13 protein-coding genes and 1 other RNA gene are annotated in these 15,556 nt (G+C 49.4%); 10 read left to right on the top strand and 4 right to left on the bottom strand.

Translation table 11 applies throughout. From position 1 onward, the window contains the following. Positions 1–283: 283 nt before the first annotated feature. The 3 genes from rpmG to radC all read right to left on the bottom strand — a co-directional run bounded on the left by rpmG (position 284) and on the right by radC (position 1,519). A complete protein-coding gene (rpmG, locus tag ACVBEF_RS17000; protein WP_009667251.1) occupies positions 284–451 on the bottom strand; it encodes a 50S ribosomal protein L33 in 168 nt (55 codons plus the stop codon). Positions 452–473: 22 nt separating this feature from the next. Further along, complete coding sequence (gene rpmB, locus ACVBEF_RS16995; protein ID WP_108442476.1) at positions 474–710, bottom strand: 50S ribosomal protein L28; 237 nt, start codon at positions 708–710, stop codon at positions 474–476. Positions 711–844: 134 nt separating this feature from the next. Then, on the bottom strand, positions 845–1,519 hold the full coding sequence (radC, locus tag ACVBEF_RS16990; RefSeq protein WP_447125111.1) for a RadC family protein: 675 nt from the start codon (positions 1,517–1,519) through the stop codon (positions 845–847). Positions 1,520–1,663: 144 nt separating this feature from the next. Between radC and ACVBEF_RS16985 the strand changes: the two genes are divergently transcribed. The 6 genes from ACVBEF_RS16985 to ACVBEF_RS16960 all read left to right on the top strand — a co-directional run bounded on the left by ACVBEF_RS16985 (position 1,664) and on the right by ACVBEF_RS16960 (position 7,706). Further along, complete coding sequence (locus ACVBEF_RS16985) at positions 1,664–2,119, top strand: FKBP-type peptidyl-prolyl cis-trans isomerase (RefSeq protein ID WP_447125110.1); 456 nt, start codon at positions 1,664–1,666, stop codon at positions 2,117–2,119. Positions 2,120–2,178: 59 nt separating this feature from the next. Next, complete coding sequence (gene ispH, locus ACVBEF_RS16980; protein ID WP_447125109.1) at positions 2,179–3,114, top strand: 4-hydroxy-3-methylbut-2-enyl diphosphate reductase; 936 nt, start codon at positions 2,179–2,181, stop codon at positions 3,112–3,114. Positions 3,115–4,037: 923 nt separating this feature from the next. Further along, positions 4,038–4,967: a branched-chain amino acid ABC transporter permease gene (locus ACVBEF_RS16975; protein WP_447125108.1), complete on the top strand. Its 930-nt coding sequence runs from the start codon at positions 4,038–4,040 to the stop codon at positions 4,965–4,967. A 19-nt stretch (positions 4,968–4,986) separates the two neighbouring features. Next, positions 4,987–6,201 (top strand): ABC transporter permease subunit, encoded by a 1,215-nt coding sequence (locus tag ACVBEF_RS16970; protein ID WP_447125107.1) that lies wholly within the window; start codon positions 4,987–4,989, stop codon positions 6,199–6,201. A 9-nt stretch (positions 6,202–6,210) separates the two neighbouring features. After that, positions 6,211–6,981 (top strand): ABC transporter ATP-binding protein, encoded by a 771-nt coding sequence (locus ACVBEF_RS16965; protein WP_447125106.1) that lies wholly within the window; start codon positions 6,211–6,213, stop codon positions 6,979–6,981. Next, on the top strand, positions 6,981–7,706 hold the full coding sequence (locus ACVBEF_RS16960; RefSeq protein WP_447125105.1) for an ABC transporter ATP-binding protein: 726 nt from the start codon (positions 6,981–6,983) through the stop codon (positions 7,704–7,706). Before ACVBEF_RS16965 ends, ACVBEF_RS16960 begins: the two co-directional genes overlap by 1 nt. A gap of 180 nt (positions 7,707–7,886) precedes the next feature. Here ACVBEF_RS16960 and ACVBEF_RS16955 read toward each other — a convergent pair whose 3' ends face one another. Continuing rightward, positions 7,887–8,939, bottom strand: coding sequence for a transglycosylase SLT domain-containing protein (locus ACVBEF_RS16955; protein WP_447125104.1), 1,053 nt, complete (start codon positions 8,937–8,939; stop codon positions 7,887–7,889). A gap of 494 nt (positions 8,940–9,433) precedes the next feature. On the opposite strand from ACVBEF_RS16955, the gene ubiD reads away from it, so the two are divergent. From ubiD to ACVBEF_RS16935, 4 genes are all read left to right on the top strand, one after another. Then, positions 9,434–10,918 carry a 4-hydroxy-3-polyprenylbenzoate decarboxylase gene (gene ubiD / locus ACVBEF_RS16950; protein ID WP_447125103.1) on the top strand — a complete coding sequence of 495 codons (1,485 nt, stop codon included), beginning with the start codon at positions 9,434–9,436 and terminating at the stop codon, positions 10,916–10,918. A gap of 132 nt (positions 10,919–11,050) precedes the next feature. Beyond that, positions 11,051–11,149: signal recognition particle sRNA small type (gene ffs, locus ACVBEF_RS16945), an RNA gene on the top strand. Positions 11,150–11,367: 218 nt separating this feature from the next. Next, positions 11,368–12,480, top strand: a complete 1,113-nt coding sequence (locus ACVBEF_RS16940) for an efflux RND transporter periplasmic adaptor subunit (protein ID WP_447125102.1) — start codon at positions 11,368–11,370, stop codon at positions 12,478–12,480. A 74-nt stretch (positions 12,481–12,554) separates the two neighbouring features. Further along, on the top strand, positions 12,555–15,556 hold a 3,002-nt coding region (locus tag ACVBEF_RS16935), incomplete at its 3' end, for an efflux RND transporter permease subunit (RefSeq protein ID WP_447125101.1).

Genomic DNA, 15,556 nt, shown 5'->3' with positions numbered 1-15,556 from the left:
TCGGTGTGATTGGTGACTGTGCTACGATATTTTGTCTTGCCGTCTTTGGATATCTGGACAGATTCAAGTGAGTAGGGGGGGCAAATTTGAAGAGTGTCGAATAGGTAGATGCGTTATCTCTTAACTGGTATCAATCAATTTAGACCAGCTTGGATAAAATAATCCTCTAATAGCTTTGCCTCAAATGTCTTTTCTAAACGTTACAAGTTTTAGAACGAGACATGGAAAATAAAAAAGCCCCGCCAGATATATTCTGGAGGGGCTTTTTTGGAAACCTAATCAATTACTTGATTTTGGTTTCTTTGTACTCAACGTGCTTACGAACCTTCGGATCAAATTTCATGATCGACATTTTTTCCGGTGTTGTACGCTTGTTTTTGGTAGTCGTGTAGAAGTGACCTGTACCTGCAGTCGACTCTAACTTGATTTTGTCGCGGCCTGATTTCGCCATGATGGTTCCTTTATTCTGCTAGTTAGACTTTTTCGCCACGAGCACGCATATCAACTAACACAGCATCAATGCCGAGTTTATCAATAACGCGCAGGCCGGCGTTGGAAAGGCGCAGGGAGACCCAGCGGTTTTCTGACTCAACAAAAATACGGCGATTTTGCAGGTTAGGCAAAAAGCGACGTTTTGTCTTGTTGTTTGCATGGGAAACATTGTTGCCGACCATCGGCTTCTTCCCGGTGACTTGGCAGACACGTGCCATGTTTTACTCCTTGATGATTTCCGAAATTGGAAAAAAACAAAGTATATATAAAAAACTGATGTTTATCAATAACTTGGCGAAAACAACTGTGTCTTTTAAATTTTAAATATATTTAACATATAAATCTGGCGTCATTACAAATCGCCATGTTCAGAGAATGAATATACGGATGTCCCAGCGACAATGAAGTGATCGAGAGTGCGGACATCGACCAGTGCTAACGCTTGTTTTAGGGTGATGGTTAAGTGGAGGTCCGACGTGCTTGGTTTGGCGATGCCAGAAGGGTGGTTATGCGCAAGAATGACACTGGCAGCGTTGTATGCAAGCGCAGTTTTGACTACTTCACGCGGATAAACGCAGGTATGCGTTAAGGTTCCACGGAATAATTCGTCGCATGCAATCAGACGGTTTTGAACATCCAGAAAAAGCATTACGAATGACTCATAGGACTTGTTGGATAGTAATAATTGTAAATATTGTTTTACCTTGCAAGGAGAGTTGAGTCCATTTTCGTCTTGCAACTCTTCACTCAACGCTCGGCGTGCCAATTCAAGTACCGCCTGCAATTGCGCAAACTTGGCTGGCCCAAGACCATTGATAGCTGAAAACTCGTTTAATGATGCTGAAAACAGACGATTGAGTGAACCAAAGTGGGTCGTCATTTCGCGCCCTAGGTCAACGGCACTTTTGCCCGTCACACCGACCCTGAGAAAAACTGCCAACAGTTCTGCGTCGGAAAGTGCCGCTGGTCCCAGGCGAACTAAGCGTTCGCGTGGTCGCTGATCTATCGGCCAGTCTGTAATTGCCATAGTTTTCTTTTCTAGTTGTTAATTATATTGTCGAAAATCTCTGATGGATGAATGGTCAGAAAATCCCGGCAACTGAGATATTTTACTGAACGTGCCTTACAATATTGAGTTCCGACGCTTAGTTGTCATTTTGTATTTCCATTCATGCCTAATTCATCCTTGCCATTCGTTACTGAAGCTTCCTATCTGACCTTGCACTATCGCCTGGCGTCTCAGGCTGGCGACGATATTGTCAGCACTTTTAAGAGTTCTCCTGCGACCCTGCAGTTTGGTATGGGGCAGTTAGCGCCATTTCTCGAAAGCTGCTTACTGGGCTTGCCCGAGGGGACACACAAAACTTTTGAATTACTGCCAGAGCAGGCCTTTGGTCCGCGTAATCCGGAGCTTATTCAACAGGTTTCGCGTGCTACGCTTCGAAAAAATTCTCAACTTGGACATGAGTATAGGATCGGCGATCTGGTCGAGTTTGCGGCCCCGGGAGGCGGTCAGTTTGCTGGCGTACTACGCGAAATTGACGAGCAGAGCGCCTTGTTTGACTTCAATCATCCCTTGGCTGGTCAAAAGGTACAGTTTGAAGTAAAAATTATCGGTATTTTGTAAGGCGGTTAGAGAGTTAAGTCTTTAGCGCAATATTATTGAAAATGCATACGGGTTAAATGATGGATAAAGAAATTTTGTTAGCGCAACCGCGCGGCTTTTGTGCTGGTGTTGATCGAGCGATTGAAATTGTTGAGCGCGCACTGCAGCAGTTCGGCGCACCGATTTATGTTCGCCATGAGATTGTGCATAACGCTTATGTGGTTGCCGACCTTCGGGAAAAAGGGGCTGTATTTATCGAGGAGCTGTCAGATGTTCCCCCGGGAAATACCGTGATTTTCTCTGCGCATGGGGTTTCGAAGGCGGTTCAGGCCGAAGCGGAGCAACGTGGATTGAAGGTATTCGATGCGACTTGTCCATTAGTGACCAAGGTGCATTTTGAAGTTGCCAAGATGCGGCGTGAAGGTCGCGAAATCATCATGATCGGTCATGAGGGGCATCCCGAAGTTGAAGGTACGATGGGGCAGACTGAACAAGGTATGCATTTAGTCGAAACCGTTGCCGACGTCGAAAAACTGCGAGTCATAGATCCAGAGAAATTGGCCTACGTTTCCCAGACGACATTATCGGTGGATGACACCGCTGATGTGATCGATGCCTTGAAGCGAAAATATCCCAATATTACCGAGCCGAAAAAAGGTGATATTTGTTACGCTACGACCAATCGCCAGCAAGCAGTCAAGTTTATGGCTCCGCAAGTGGACATGGTAATCGTGGTAGGAAGTCCCAATAGCTCTAACTCCAATCGTCTCCGTGAAGTTGCTGAAAAAATGGGCACGGTTGCATACATGGTCGATAATGCATCGGAAATTGATCCTGTATGGCTGAATGATAAATCGCGTATCGGCGTCACAGCAGGTGCGTCTGCCCCAGAGATATTGGTCTACGAAGTCATTGCCAAGCTGAAAGAATACGGTATTAAAAATGTGCGGCAACTTGATGGCGTTGAGGAAAATGTGATATTCCCGTTGCCCAAAGGGTTAGCATTAGTTTTGTAAGTTAAATCTCAAATCGATATGAGCGCATTGGAGGTAATGGTGGAGGTCGTATTTCATCGTATGGCGGGCTTGGTGAGTTCGAAAAAAATTCCAGAATGTCAGATCACAATACATATTCACGCATGGAGTTTTGTAGTCAGGTTATTGGTTTTTATATTTTGTTATCAGACACGTTTTAAACACTTCTCGCGACCGGTTCGCGAGTTTTTTTTCCCTTCGCATTTCTCAGTATTCAGATGACGAAATAAAATTCAGATTCGGGCGTTCTTTTCCATCGATAGTTTTTTCTTTTCCTCGTTATTATGACGGCGGCTAATGGAGAGCGTTACGTCGACATTTTAATGTTGCCGTACTGGAAATTGGGGAAGTACCAATAGTACGGATAGTCTGAATATCGCTATAAACTTGCCGATTTTGGTGAGCAAAGCTTTCGTCAGAAAATAAATGAAAAATTGCTAAAAACGTGTCTGTTTGACGCAATAGGATGATAAAAACACCGTATCCGGCACATACTAGATATACCAAACGGTTCAACAGTTGAACTGCCTAACCTGTTGGTCAAACACGATCCACGTAGTTATAATTCGCCCTCTTATGGTGCTGATCTGTTGCAAGTGTCACCAAATAAAATCAAACAGACAGCGTCCATAAAGTGCGTAAAGTAAGTAAAAAAGTACTTTAAAAATCAAACAGGAGACAACTATCATGCGCATTTCTTCAATCGCCAATATTCCGGCTATGCAAATTTTCCTTTTGGGTTGCTTTAGTTAATCGCTCTCTCAATCAATGTCACTTGGGTCTTCTACCGGGTGCTGTTTTTACATCGGGAATGATTTTTGCTATGCAGCACCCTACCGACCTCAATCCCGGGTCTGTTTGGGATAGGCTGATTTGAACCGAATCACATTAAGAAGAAGGAAATCATGGATACATTTATCCAACAAATTATCAATGGCTTAGTGCTGGGAAGTATGTACGCCTTGATCGCGCTGGGTTACACGATGGTGTACGGTGTCTTGAATCTGATCAATTTTGCTCATGGCGATATTTTGATGATAGGCGCGATGGTTGGTCTGTCGATCCTTAAACTGGTACAGGCTTACGCGCCTGATTTGCCCGGTATCGTCAAACTGATGATCGCGATCGCCGGTGCTGTCCCGGTCTGCGTGATCGTCAATCTGTTCATCGAACGAATTGCCTATCGACCACTGCGCAATGCCCCCCGGCTTGCTCCGCTGATCACCGCCATTGGTGTATCAATCTTGCTGCAAACTTTTGCGATGATGATTTGGGGTCGTAGCCCATTACCAGTGCCGCAAGTGATGCCATCCGATCCTGTGCATATCTTTGGAGCGTTGATTTCACCAACCCAGATCATGTTGCTGATATTGGCGACAGCGGCGATGGTTGCTCTTGTATTACTTGTTGAAAAAACCAAAATGGGTCGCGCAATGCGCGCCACGGCAGAAAATCCACGGGTTGCCGGCCTGATGGGAGTTGATTCAAATCGTGTGATTGTGATGACGTTTGCGATTGGTGCCGCGTTGGCGGCGGTTGCTGGAGTGATGTGGGGTGCGAATTACTCGTCTGCACAATTTGCGATGGGTTTTGTACCAGGTCTGAAGGCATTTTCGGCGGCGGTCCTGGGCGGTATCGGCAATATATATGGCGCCATGTTGGGCGGTGTCTTGTTAGGTTTAATCGAAAGTCTCGGAGCTGGGTATATCGGTGACCTGACCGGGAATTTCCTTGGTAGTAACTACCAGGATATTTTCGCGTTCATTGTATTGATCATCGTACTGACTCTACGCCCGTCCGGCATCATGGGCGAACGTGTGGCCGATCGAGCTTAACGGGGGACTGGAGAAACTTATGGCTAATTATTTCGATACCAAACAAAATCCGGCGAAAGCCTATGGCAGTCTGGCGGTTCTGGCGATATTGCTAGTGGCCTTCCCATTTATTGCCGCCAACTTTGGTAACTCGTGGGTCCGCATTATGGACTTCGCATTGTTGTACATCATGCTGGCGCTGGGACTCAATATTGTGGTCGGTTTTGCCGGACTGCTAGATTTGGGCTACATCGCGTTTTATGCGATTGGTGCTTACATGACGGGATTGTTGGCATCACCGCAATTTGCGTCTGTGCTGGAGTCCTTCGTCAATACCTATCCTGCGGTGGGGGATTTTCTGGTCATGGTATGCGGACCAGAAATCACTCAGAACGGGATTCATTTGTCATTGTGGGTAATCGTTCCGCTGGGAGCTGCGCTGGCAGGTTTGTTTGGCGCTATTCTCGGTGCACCAACGCTTAAACTACGCGGTGATTATCTTGCCATTGTGACGCTCGGTTTTGGTGAAATTATTCGGATTTTCATGAACAATTTGAATGCGCCGGTCAATATTACAAACGGTCCTCAAGGGATTAACCTGATTGATCCGATTCGGGTTTTCGGGGTCTCACTGGCGGGAGAGCGCGGCTCTAATGCAACTGTTTATTTTGGCGGTTTTGGCATGCCTTCGGTGAATGCCTATTACTTTTTGTTCCTTTTCCTGTGTATTGCCATCATTTTCATTACGGTGCGCTTGCAGCACTCACGCCTGGGACGGGCTTGGGTTGCTATTCGTGAGGATGAAATTGCTGCCAAGGCGATGGGTATTAACACCCGTAACGTTAAATTATTGGCGTTCGCTATGGGGGCTTCGTTTGCTGGGGTTGCCGGTGCGATGTTTGCATCATTTCAGGGATTTGTATCGCCTGAGTCGTTCTCCTTGACTGAGTCGATAGCGGTGTTGGCGATGGTTGTGCTGGGTGGCATGGGGCATATCCCTGGCGTGGTACTGGGTGCCGTCTTGTTGGCCGCATTGCCGGAAGTGTTGCGGCACACTGTGGAGCCGGTACAAATGGCGATTTTCGGCAAGGTTTTGATTGATGCTGAGGTCCTGCGCCAATTGCTGTACGGTCTGGCAATGGTGGTGATTATGTTGACCCGTCCATCCGGTTTATGGCCAGCGCCAAAACACGAGGACCGGCCGGACCCTGATGTGGATAAACCTGCGAAGTCAGCTGACATCGTAGCGGCTTAAGGAGAGATGATGAGCGAACAAATTATTCTGAATATCTCTGGCGTCAATAAACGATTTGGCGGTTTGCAGGCATTGTCTGAGGTCAGTATCAAGATTTTAAAAGGCCAGATTTATGGTCTGATCGGCCCTAACGGAGCAGGAAAAACAACTTTTTTCAATGTTATTACAGGGTTGTATCAACCTGATACCGGCTCTTTTGAATTGGCTGGTAAGCCGTATTCACCTTCGGCTCCGCATGAAGTGGCGAAGGCGGGTATCGCCCGTACTTTCCAAAATATTCGTCTGTTTGGTGAAATGACTGCACTCGAAAATGTCATGGTGGGATGTCATGTACGTAGCCATCAAGGCGTGTTTGGGGCCGTTTTCCGACATCCGGCAGCCCGTCGCGAAGAGGCGGGAATTCGTGCGCGCTCGATGGCATTACTCGACTTTGTCGGAATCGCCCGTTTTGCTGAACGCACGGCGCGGCATTTGTCGTACGGCGATCAGCGCCGTCTGGAAATCGCCCGTGCGCTGGCCACTGAACCCCAATTGCTGGCGTTGGATGAACCTGCTGCAGGGATGAACGCCACTGAGAAACTCGGTTTGCGTGAACTGCTGGTTAAGATCAAGAATGAAGGAAAAACCATTTTGTTGATTGAACACGACGTCAAACTGATGATGGGGCTATGCGACCGCATGACGGTGTTGGATTATGGCAAACCGATTGCGGAAGGATTGCCAGCAGAAATCCAGAAGAACCCGGCCGTGATTGAAGCTTACTTGGGAGGTGGTCACTAATGGCTGACAATATTCTGCGCGTTGAGGGCCTTAAAGTCGCGTACGGCGGTATTCAGGCCGTGAAGGGCATCGATCTTGAGGTCAATAAGGGCGAATTAGTGACGTTGATTGGCGCTAATGGCGCCGGGAAAACTACGACCCTTAAGGCCATCACCGGCACTCTGCCTAATTGTAAGGTGGAGGGCTCGTTGCATTACATGGGCGCGGCTATCAAGGGCAGTCGCTCCTTTGACCTGGTAAAGCAAAATCTGGCAATGGTGCCGGAAGGCCGCGGCGTATTTACGCGCATGAGCATCCATGAGAATTTGTTGATGGGTGCCTACATCCGCGATGATAAGGCTGAGGTTGATGCAGATATCGAAAAATGGTTTGGTGTTTTTCCACGCCTTAAAGAGCGTGCTGCACAAATGGCAGGAACCCTGTCTGGTGGTGAGCAGCAAATGCTTGCTATGGCGCGCGCATTGATGAGCCATCCTAAGCTGCTGTTGCTGGATGAGCCGTCGATGGGGTTGTCGCCTATCATGGTCGAAAAAATCTTTGAAGTAATCCGCACGGTATCGGCGCAGGGCATCACAATTTTGCTGGTTGAACAGAACGCTAAACTAGCCCTGCAAGCGGCACACCGAGGCTATGTAATGGATTCTGGGTTGGTGACGATGAGCGGGAACGCGAAAGACATGCTCAATGATCCAAAGGTCAAGGCGGCATATCTGGGCGAAGGCTAGAGAGTTCCCTTGTTGTGGTGCTGATGTCGGTCTGTTTCAGCGCACATCAAGGGATGTTAATGTCTGAAAATGTTGATGCGTAAGTAATAAAAAAGGAGCCTTAGGCTCCTTTTTTATTACTTACGATTAGCTTATTGCTTATGCGTAGCGAATTAAGTGCTGCACTTCATTGATTGCCGTTTAAATAATGGGTATTTGATCGAAGTATGCAGCTTGCTGCCGATTATGCTCTCTTACGTCTGCCGCTGCTTCAGCTGGCATGGCATTAATGTCGCTGGCATCGATTACACGCGTTGTCTCTGGAGTCGGACGCTGTTTTGGCACGGCCATCGGGGCAGAGCTGCCATTGGACGGTACGTTCTTTCCTGTAGCAACTTCTTTTAGGCGACTATACTCGGCAAGTACGCGATTGCCATAACCACCATCGGTTGCAAATGCCGCTGCACCAACGTAGCGTTTGAGGCCGGCTTCAATCGAACCACCCTGCGTAACATAGTCCTTCAGGATTAACGAGCCAACCTTGATGTTGGCGGTTGGATTAAGAGCGGCTTTCACGCCACCAAAATCTTCAAACTTGTCTTCATGAATCTTTGACATGACTTGCATTAAACCTTGCGCGCCGACTGGGCTTTCGGCAAATGGATTCAAGCCTGATTCAATTGCCATCACAGCCAAAATAAGCAGCGGGTCTAGTTTGGTTTCTTTGGCGGTTTTGTAGGCGGTGCTAACAAATACATTGGTAGCATCACCAGCAACGCGATAACGTTTCGACAACCAGTTGGTAACCCATTGCTGCTGATGCGCATCGACAGGCCGACTCGCTTTGTTGGTTACGTTGATCGGGTGGGTTTGATCCGAGCTTCTATCGGCCAGCGCCATTGCATTGTCGGCTCTGCGTGACTCAATGTCGGTCGCATCGGCAGTTTGCGCAGCATCGTTGTTCAAATTTTGATTGTGGGCAAACAAGGGCAGTTGTTTGATTTGTACTACCAATTCTGGTTTAACAACCAGTGTTGTAGTGCAGATGATGGAAAGCAAACCGACCGTCAGAACGGCCATTCCAGCGTTGCTGGTATTGCTGACGAGACCGTTAAAGTTGCTACGGATAGCGCCGAATGCATTTGATGTGGCGTTGGCAGATTGATTGCCTAATTGTTTTAATGCGGCTAACGGTGTCTGGCCAGGGCCGACACGGACCTTGGTAGATCCTACTTTTATTGAACGAGCTAACAAATTGAACCTCCTGTATCGTTGCGGTGCATGCGGTGCTCCTGAGGGAGAGTAAGCCAAACTGCGGGCTTATTTCACATGCAACGTCATCAATATCGCTTGGCGCTTCTTGCTTTTACCTTGCGCAAAACGTCGTGATGTTTGCAGTCGACTGGTGGTTGAAATATTCAACATTCGTTAAATGTTGCCAACCAGTTGCAAACAAATTTTTGGGGGATAAGGCTGATGCCTTTTGAAAACACTCCATAAAATGTTATTTGGGACCCCCTGATCCCGTGGGTGTTGAGAGCTTGGAAAGCGCTTTTGGCTTCTTCTGACTCTTTAAGATTGCCGCGCAGTGTAGGGGGTGGATTATATCAAGTCAACACTATAAAATACTAATTCTATTACTTTTATGTCTAATGATTGTGCTTATTGAATAGTAAACATCAATAAAATCAATGACTTGGATAAATTTCTTAAATCCCAGGCTTCACACGTAGAAACCGTCAAAACCTATGAAATATACAGATTTACGCGACTTTATTACTAAATTGGAACTGCTTGGAGAGCTCAAGCGGATATCGGTACCTGTTTCAACTCATTTGGAAATGACTGAAATATGCGATCGGACCCTGCGCGCCTCAGGTCCGGCGTTGTTATTTGAAAATCCGACTGGTCATACGATACCGGTATTAGGTAATTTATTTGGTACGCCACGGCGGGTGGCGTTAGGAATGGGTGTCGATGATGTCAGTGAGTTGCGTCGTATCGGCCATGTTCTGGCGCGCTTGAAGGAACCGGAGCCGCCTAAGGATTTTAAAGATTTACTGGGACTGGGCTCGCTGGTGAAATCGTTATGGGATATGTCACCCAAAGAGCATCGCTCAGCAGCTTGTCAGGACATCGTATGGGAGGGTAATGACGTTGATCTGGCCAAGTTGCCGATCCAGCATTGCTGGCCCGGTGATGTTGCACCGCTCATTACCTGGGGTCTGGTGATTACCAAGGGACCGCACAAGAAGCGCCAGAACCTCGGTATTTATCGTCAGCAAGTACTTTCTCGTAATAAAGTCATCATGCGCTGGCTGGCACATCGCGGCGGCGCGCTAGACTTTCGCGAACATGCGATTGCTACCGGCGGCAAACCTTATCCGGTGGCGGTGGCGCTGGGTGCTGACCCCGCTACTATATTAGGTGCGGTGACGCCGGTACCAGACAGTTTGTCGGAATATCAATTTGCAGGATTGTTACGCGGCAGTCGTACCGAGCTAGTCAAAGCGATAGGCAGCGAGTTGCGCATACCGGCTTCGGCCGAAATTGTATTGGAGGGTCATATCAATCCCGATCCAACGCATCCATCCGGCTACGAGATGGCGCTAGAGGGGCCATTTGGCGACCATACCGGGTATTACAACGAGCAAGATTATTTCCCGGTCTTCACCATCGACCGTATTACGATGCGCAAGTCGCCTATTTATCACTCCACCTATACAGGCAAGCCACCCGATGAGCCTGCGGTTCTGGGTGTGGCGCTCAATGAAGTGTTCATACCGCTGTTGCAAAAGCAGTTCTCAGAAATCATTGATTTCTATTTGCCGCCAGAAGGGTGCAGCTACCGAATGGCGATCGTACAAATCAAAAAGGCGTACGCCGGTCATGCCAAGCGGGTGATGTTTGGGGTCTGGAGTTTTTTGCGTCAATTCATGTACACAAAATTCATCATCGTGGTCGATGAGGACGTCAATATTCGCGATTGGAACGAAGTTATTTGGGCGATTACGACCCGGGTTGATCCGCTGCGTGACACGACCCTGGTAGACAATACCCCCATCGATTATCTGGATTTTGCCTCGCCGGTAAGTGGCTTGGGCAGCAAAATGGGGATTGATGCGACCAATAAATGGCCCGGTGAAACCACGCGGGAGTGGGGCACCACGATCAAGATGTCAGATGACGTGAAGACGCGAGTGGATCAGATTTGGCAGGAGTTGGGGCTATAAATGGAGTGCAATACGGAGACCGCTAAGCGATTCTTATGACAGGATATCGAGGATCAAACTCTGTTCGGACTGGCCGTGCACATGCGAAAAAAAGCACTGCCAGTCACGCGCCGATGCGGTACAATCCCTGCTGGCGGGCCCCTGCGCATTGTGGCATGGTGAATCTGGTCAGGTCGGGAACGAAGCAGCCACAGCTATTTCCCGCAAGTGCCGCAGACAAGGCTCGCCTCTTTAGTTCTCTCAAATCTTCTTTGTTCTTCTCGTCAGTTAAGTACAGACAACTGACAAATTCCTCTCTAAATACATTAAATACATTATTCCGCAGTCGCGCGACAAAAATGTCCGAGTGCGGAATTCTTTCGCCTGTTCATCGTCTTATCGCCGTTGTGTTCATGTAAATTTTCAGGCTTTTTAAATATATGCGTATTTCTTATAAGTATTCTCTTGTTTTGGCAGCCCTTGTCATCATCGGTCTGATCGCATATTTGAGTTTCGCAGGCAAGTTTTCCAGTGCAGCGCAAACGCCTGAAAAAGTGCCTCAAATAGTCAGGACTAGTCGCGCAGAACAAAAAACGGTACCCATTACCGTCTCTGCCAATGGCTATGTCACCGCCATCAATACGGTAGACGTGCGCCCCCAAATTCAAAACGTCGTCAGTCAAGTCCATGTCCGCGAAGGTCAGGACGTCAAGGCCAATCAACTCTTATTCACGCTTGATGCGCGCAGCGACACTTCCGGCGTAGACAAAGCGCGTGCGCAACTGGCCACGGATAAGGCGAATTTGGTCGATGCCGAAATGATCCTGAAACGTAATCAGGATTTGTTAGCGCAAAAATTTGTCTCGCGGGCAGCCGTGGATAGCGCACAAAACAAAGTCCATGCGTTGCGCAGTATCGTCAACGCCGATCAGGCCGTCATCGACTCCACCAATATTGCACTAGGTTTCAATCAAATTAATGCCAGCATCAGCGGCCGCATCGGAGCCATTAGCGTGCATCCCGGCAGTCTGGCGCAACCGAGCGGCACGCCGATGGTCACGATTTCCCAGCTCGATCCGATTGCTGTGAGTTTTTCGTTGCCGGAAAAAGAACTTCAGACTATACGCACCAGCTATCCAGCGGGCGACGCGCCTGTAGTGGTGCAATTGTCGGCAGATCAACAGTTGGTCGGCAAACTCATTTTTATCGACAACACCGCCGATACGCAAAGCGGCACCATCCGCATGAAAGCCCAATTCGAGAACCCCAAACGCGTGATGTGGCCCGGTACGTACGTCAACATCAGCCTGATTTCCAGAAGCCTGATCGACGCGACAGTCATCCCTGCGCAGTCCATCGTCACCGGCCCCGACAATAAGTTCGTCTATCTCGTCAATCAAGATGACACCGTCAGAATCCAGCCACTGGAAGTCGTTGAGATCGCCAATGGTCACGCCGCCGTGACCGGCATTGCGGTCGGCAGCCGTATCGTCGTTGAGGGCATGCAAAACCTGCGTCCCGGCACCTTGGTCAAAGAATCGGAAATGAAGCCTGCCAACGCTGCTAAGGAAGTTGCGATCTGATCCGAACGAATCCGACTCCGTCAGTCCAACAGACGCCCCGACCGACCCTGACCCCATCAGCATAAAAGAGCAACGTGAATATTTCCGAACTATGTATCCGCCGTCCGATCATGACCGTATTGTTATCCATTGCGATCGTCGTGCTCGGGATATTTGCCTATACCAAACTACCGATCGCGGCGCTGCCAAGTTACAACACCCCCGTCATTAACGTCAGCGGATCATTGCCCGGAGCCAGTCCCGAAATCATGGCGGCATCGGTCGCCACACCGCTGGAAAAACAATTTTCAACCATTCCCGGGCTGGCCACGATCAGTTCCACCAACACGCTCGGCAGTACTTCCATTACCCTCGAATTCAATTCAGACCGCGACATTGACGCCGCAGCCGTTGACGTACAGGCGGCACTCTTGCGTGCACAGCGCAATCTGCCCGTAGAAATGACATCCTTGCCTGCCTACCGCAAAGTCAATCCTGCGGATGCGCCAGTATTGTTGCTAGGCCTGACTTCCCCCTCGCTTTCTTTAGCCGATCTGAACGACTACGCAGAAAATCTGATCTCCCCATCGCTATCGACGATCACCGGCGTGGCACAAGTAGCGGTCTACGGCCAACGGCGTTACGCGGTGCGGGTCAAAGCCAGGCCGGATCAATTAGCCGCTCGCAATATGACGATGGACGAGTTGGCGATCGCGATCAAATCAGCCAACGCCAATAGTCCGGTTGGTGTCCTCGATGGGCCGCGTCAAAGTCTGACGATACAAGCCAATAAACAATTAGCCAACGCCGCTGCATTCGCCAATCTGGTCATAAAAAGCCAGGATGGTGCCAGCATGCGCCTCAAAGACGTAGCCGACGTAGAAGATAGCGTCGAATCCACCAAAAGCGGTAGCTGGGTCAATGGCGAGCCGTCGATTGTGTTAGCGGTACAGCGCCAGCCTGACGCCAATACGGTCGCCGTCGTCGATGCCGTAAAAGCGACATTGGTGCAATTCAAATCGCAAATGCCCGCATCGATCAAGGTTCATGAACTAAACGATCGATCGGTTTCAATTCGAGATGCCATTACCGACGTCAAACACACTTTGCTACTCACAGTAGTGTTGGTGATATTGGTGATATTTTTGTTTTTGAAGCGCTTGTCAGCCACGGCGATTCCCGTTCTCTCTTTACCTATTTCACTGATCGGTTGTTGCGCGTTGATGCTCTGGCTAGGCTACAGCCTGGACAATATTTCCCTACTCGCCATCACGATTGCGGTCGGTCTGGTGGTTGATGACGCCATCGTCATGCTGGAAAATATCGTCCGGTATGTCGAGCAAGGCATAGACCCGATGAGCGCCGCGCTCAAGGGATCGAAAGAGGTCGGCTTCACGATTATGTCGATTTCGATCTCGCTCGTTGCCGTCTTCATCCCGATCTTTTTTATGCCCGGCGTGATTGGCTTAATGTTCCATGAGTTCGCCGCCGTCGTCTCGCTCGCCATCATGGTGTCCGCACTGGTCTCGCTGACATTAGTGCCAATGCTCTGTAGCCGTTATTTAAAACACGAAAACCACGCGCAAGATGGTTGGTTAAGCCGTCAGTTTGATCAAGGCTTTCATGCCGTACTCAACACCTATACCCGTGGTCTCGATTGGTGTTTAGATCATCGGCGCTGGGTCGTCGGCGGCGCGCTTGCTACCTTCGTGTTGACCGGCGTGTTATTCGTCACCAGCCCCAAAGGTTTTTTTCCGACCGAAGATATCGGCCAGATCAGCGCCACAGTGGAGGGGCCGCAAGATATTTCGTATCCGGCGATGGTCACCATGGTGCGCGATGCCGCTGAAATAATTGGAAAAGACGCCAACGTCGAGAGCGTCACTTCCCGCGTGCGCGAGAGCAATACCGGCTCCATCTTCATCGGTTTGAAAGCCCGCAAAGACCGCCAGAATATGGATCAGGTCATTGAATCACTACGCGGAAAATTAAGCGGCGTCGCCGGTATGTCGGTCTATTTGACGCCAGTGCAAAATCTGCGTCTGGGTGGTCGCTCCAGTAAAAGCCGCTATCAATACACCTTGCAAAGTGTTCGTGCCGATGAACTGACCGATTGGGCTGAGCAGGTGCAGGCCAAGATGCGCGCCGATGCGATGTTCCGTGACGTCACCAGCGACTCGCAGATGGACGGCTTGCAAGCCAACATCAGTATCGACCGCGACCGCGCCAACGACGCCGGAGTCAAAATCGACGACATCCGCACCGCGCTCTACAGCGCTTACGGCGACCGTCAGGTCTCCACCATTTTTACCAGCAGCAACAGCTATTCGGTGATCTTGCAAAGTAATAACTCAGGCCATCAGGACGAGGCCGATCTCAGTAAAATTTATCTACGCAGCAAAACCGGCGCACTCGTCCCTCTGCTCAGCGTGGCCACAGTCAAGCGCGAGCCAACCGCCATTTCAGTCAATCATCAAGGCCAATTGCAAGCAGTCACCATCTCCTTCAATCTGGCCCCGGACGTGCCGCTGGGCAATGCCAGTCAAAAAATCGATCAGATCAAAGCCGAGCTCAATCTACCTGCCAGCATCATTGCCAGCTACGGCGGCGACGCAGCAGTATTTCAGTCATCGCAAAGTAGCCAGATAGCGCTGCTGCTGTTGGCGGTAGCGGTGATTTATATTTTGCTAGGCGTGCTGTACGAAAGTTATATTCATCCGCTGACGATATTGGCCGGTTTGCCGTCGGCGGCGATTGGGGCTTTGCTAGCGCTACGGATTTTTGGTTTCGAACTGACATTGATTGCGACGATCGGTATCCTGATGCTGATCGGGATAGTCAAGAAAAACGCCATCATGATGATCGATTTCGCCCTCGACGCACAACGCAATCAAGGCATGACGCCGCTGCAAGCGATACGCACCGCCTGCATTTTGCGCTTTAGGCCTATCATGATGACCACGCTGGCAGCCTTGATGGGAGCGATTCCGATTGCCTTGGGACTTGGGGCTGGTGCGGAGTTACGTCAGCCGCTGGGTGTCGACCACTTTTTATCAATTTGCATTAGCACCGTTTCAGGAGTTCGCCTTTATGCGGC

The sequence above is a fragment of the Glaciimonas sp. GG7 genome (assembly GCF_052976905.1).
Note: the sequence above shows the minus strand (reverse complement) of the source record. Positions and strands in the feature narration are given on the sequence as shown.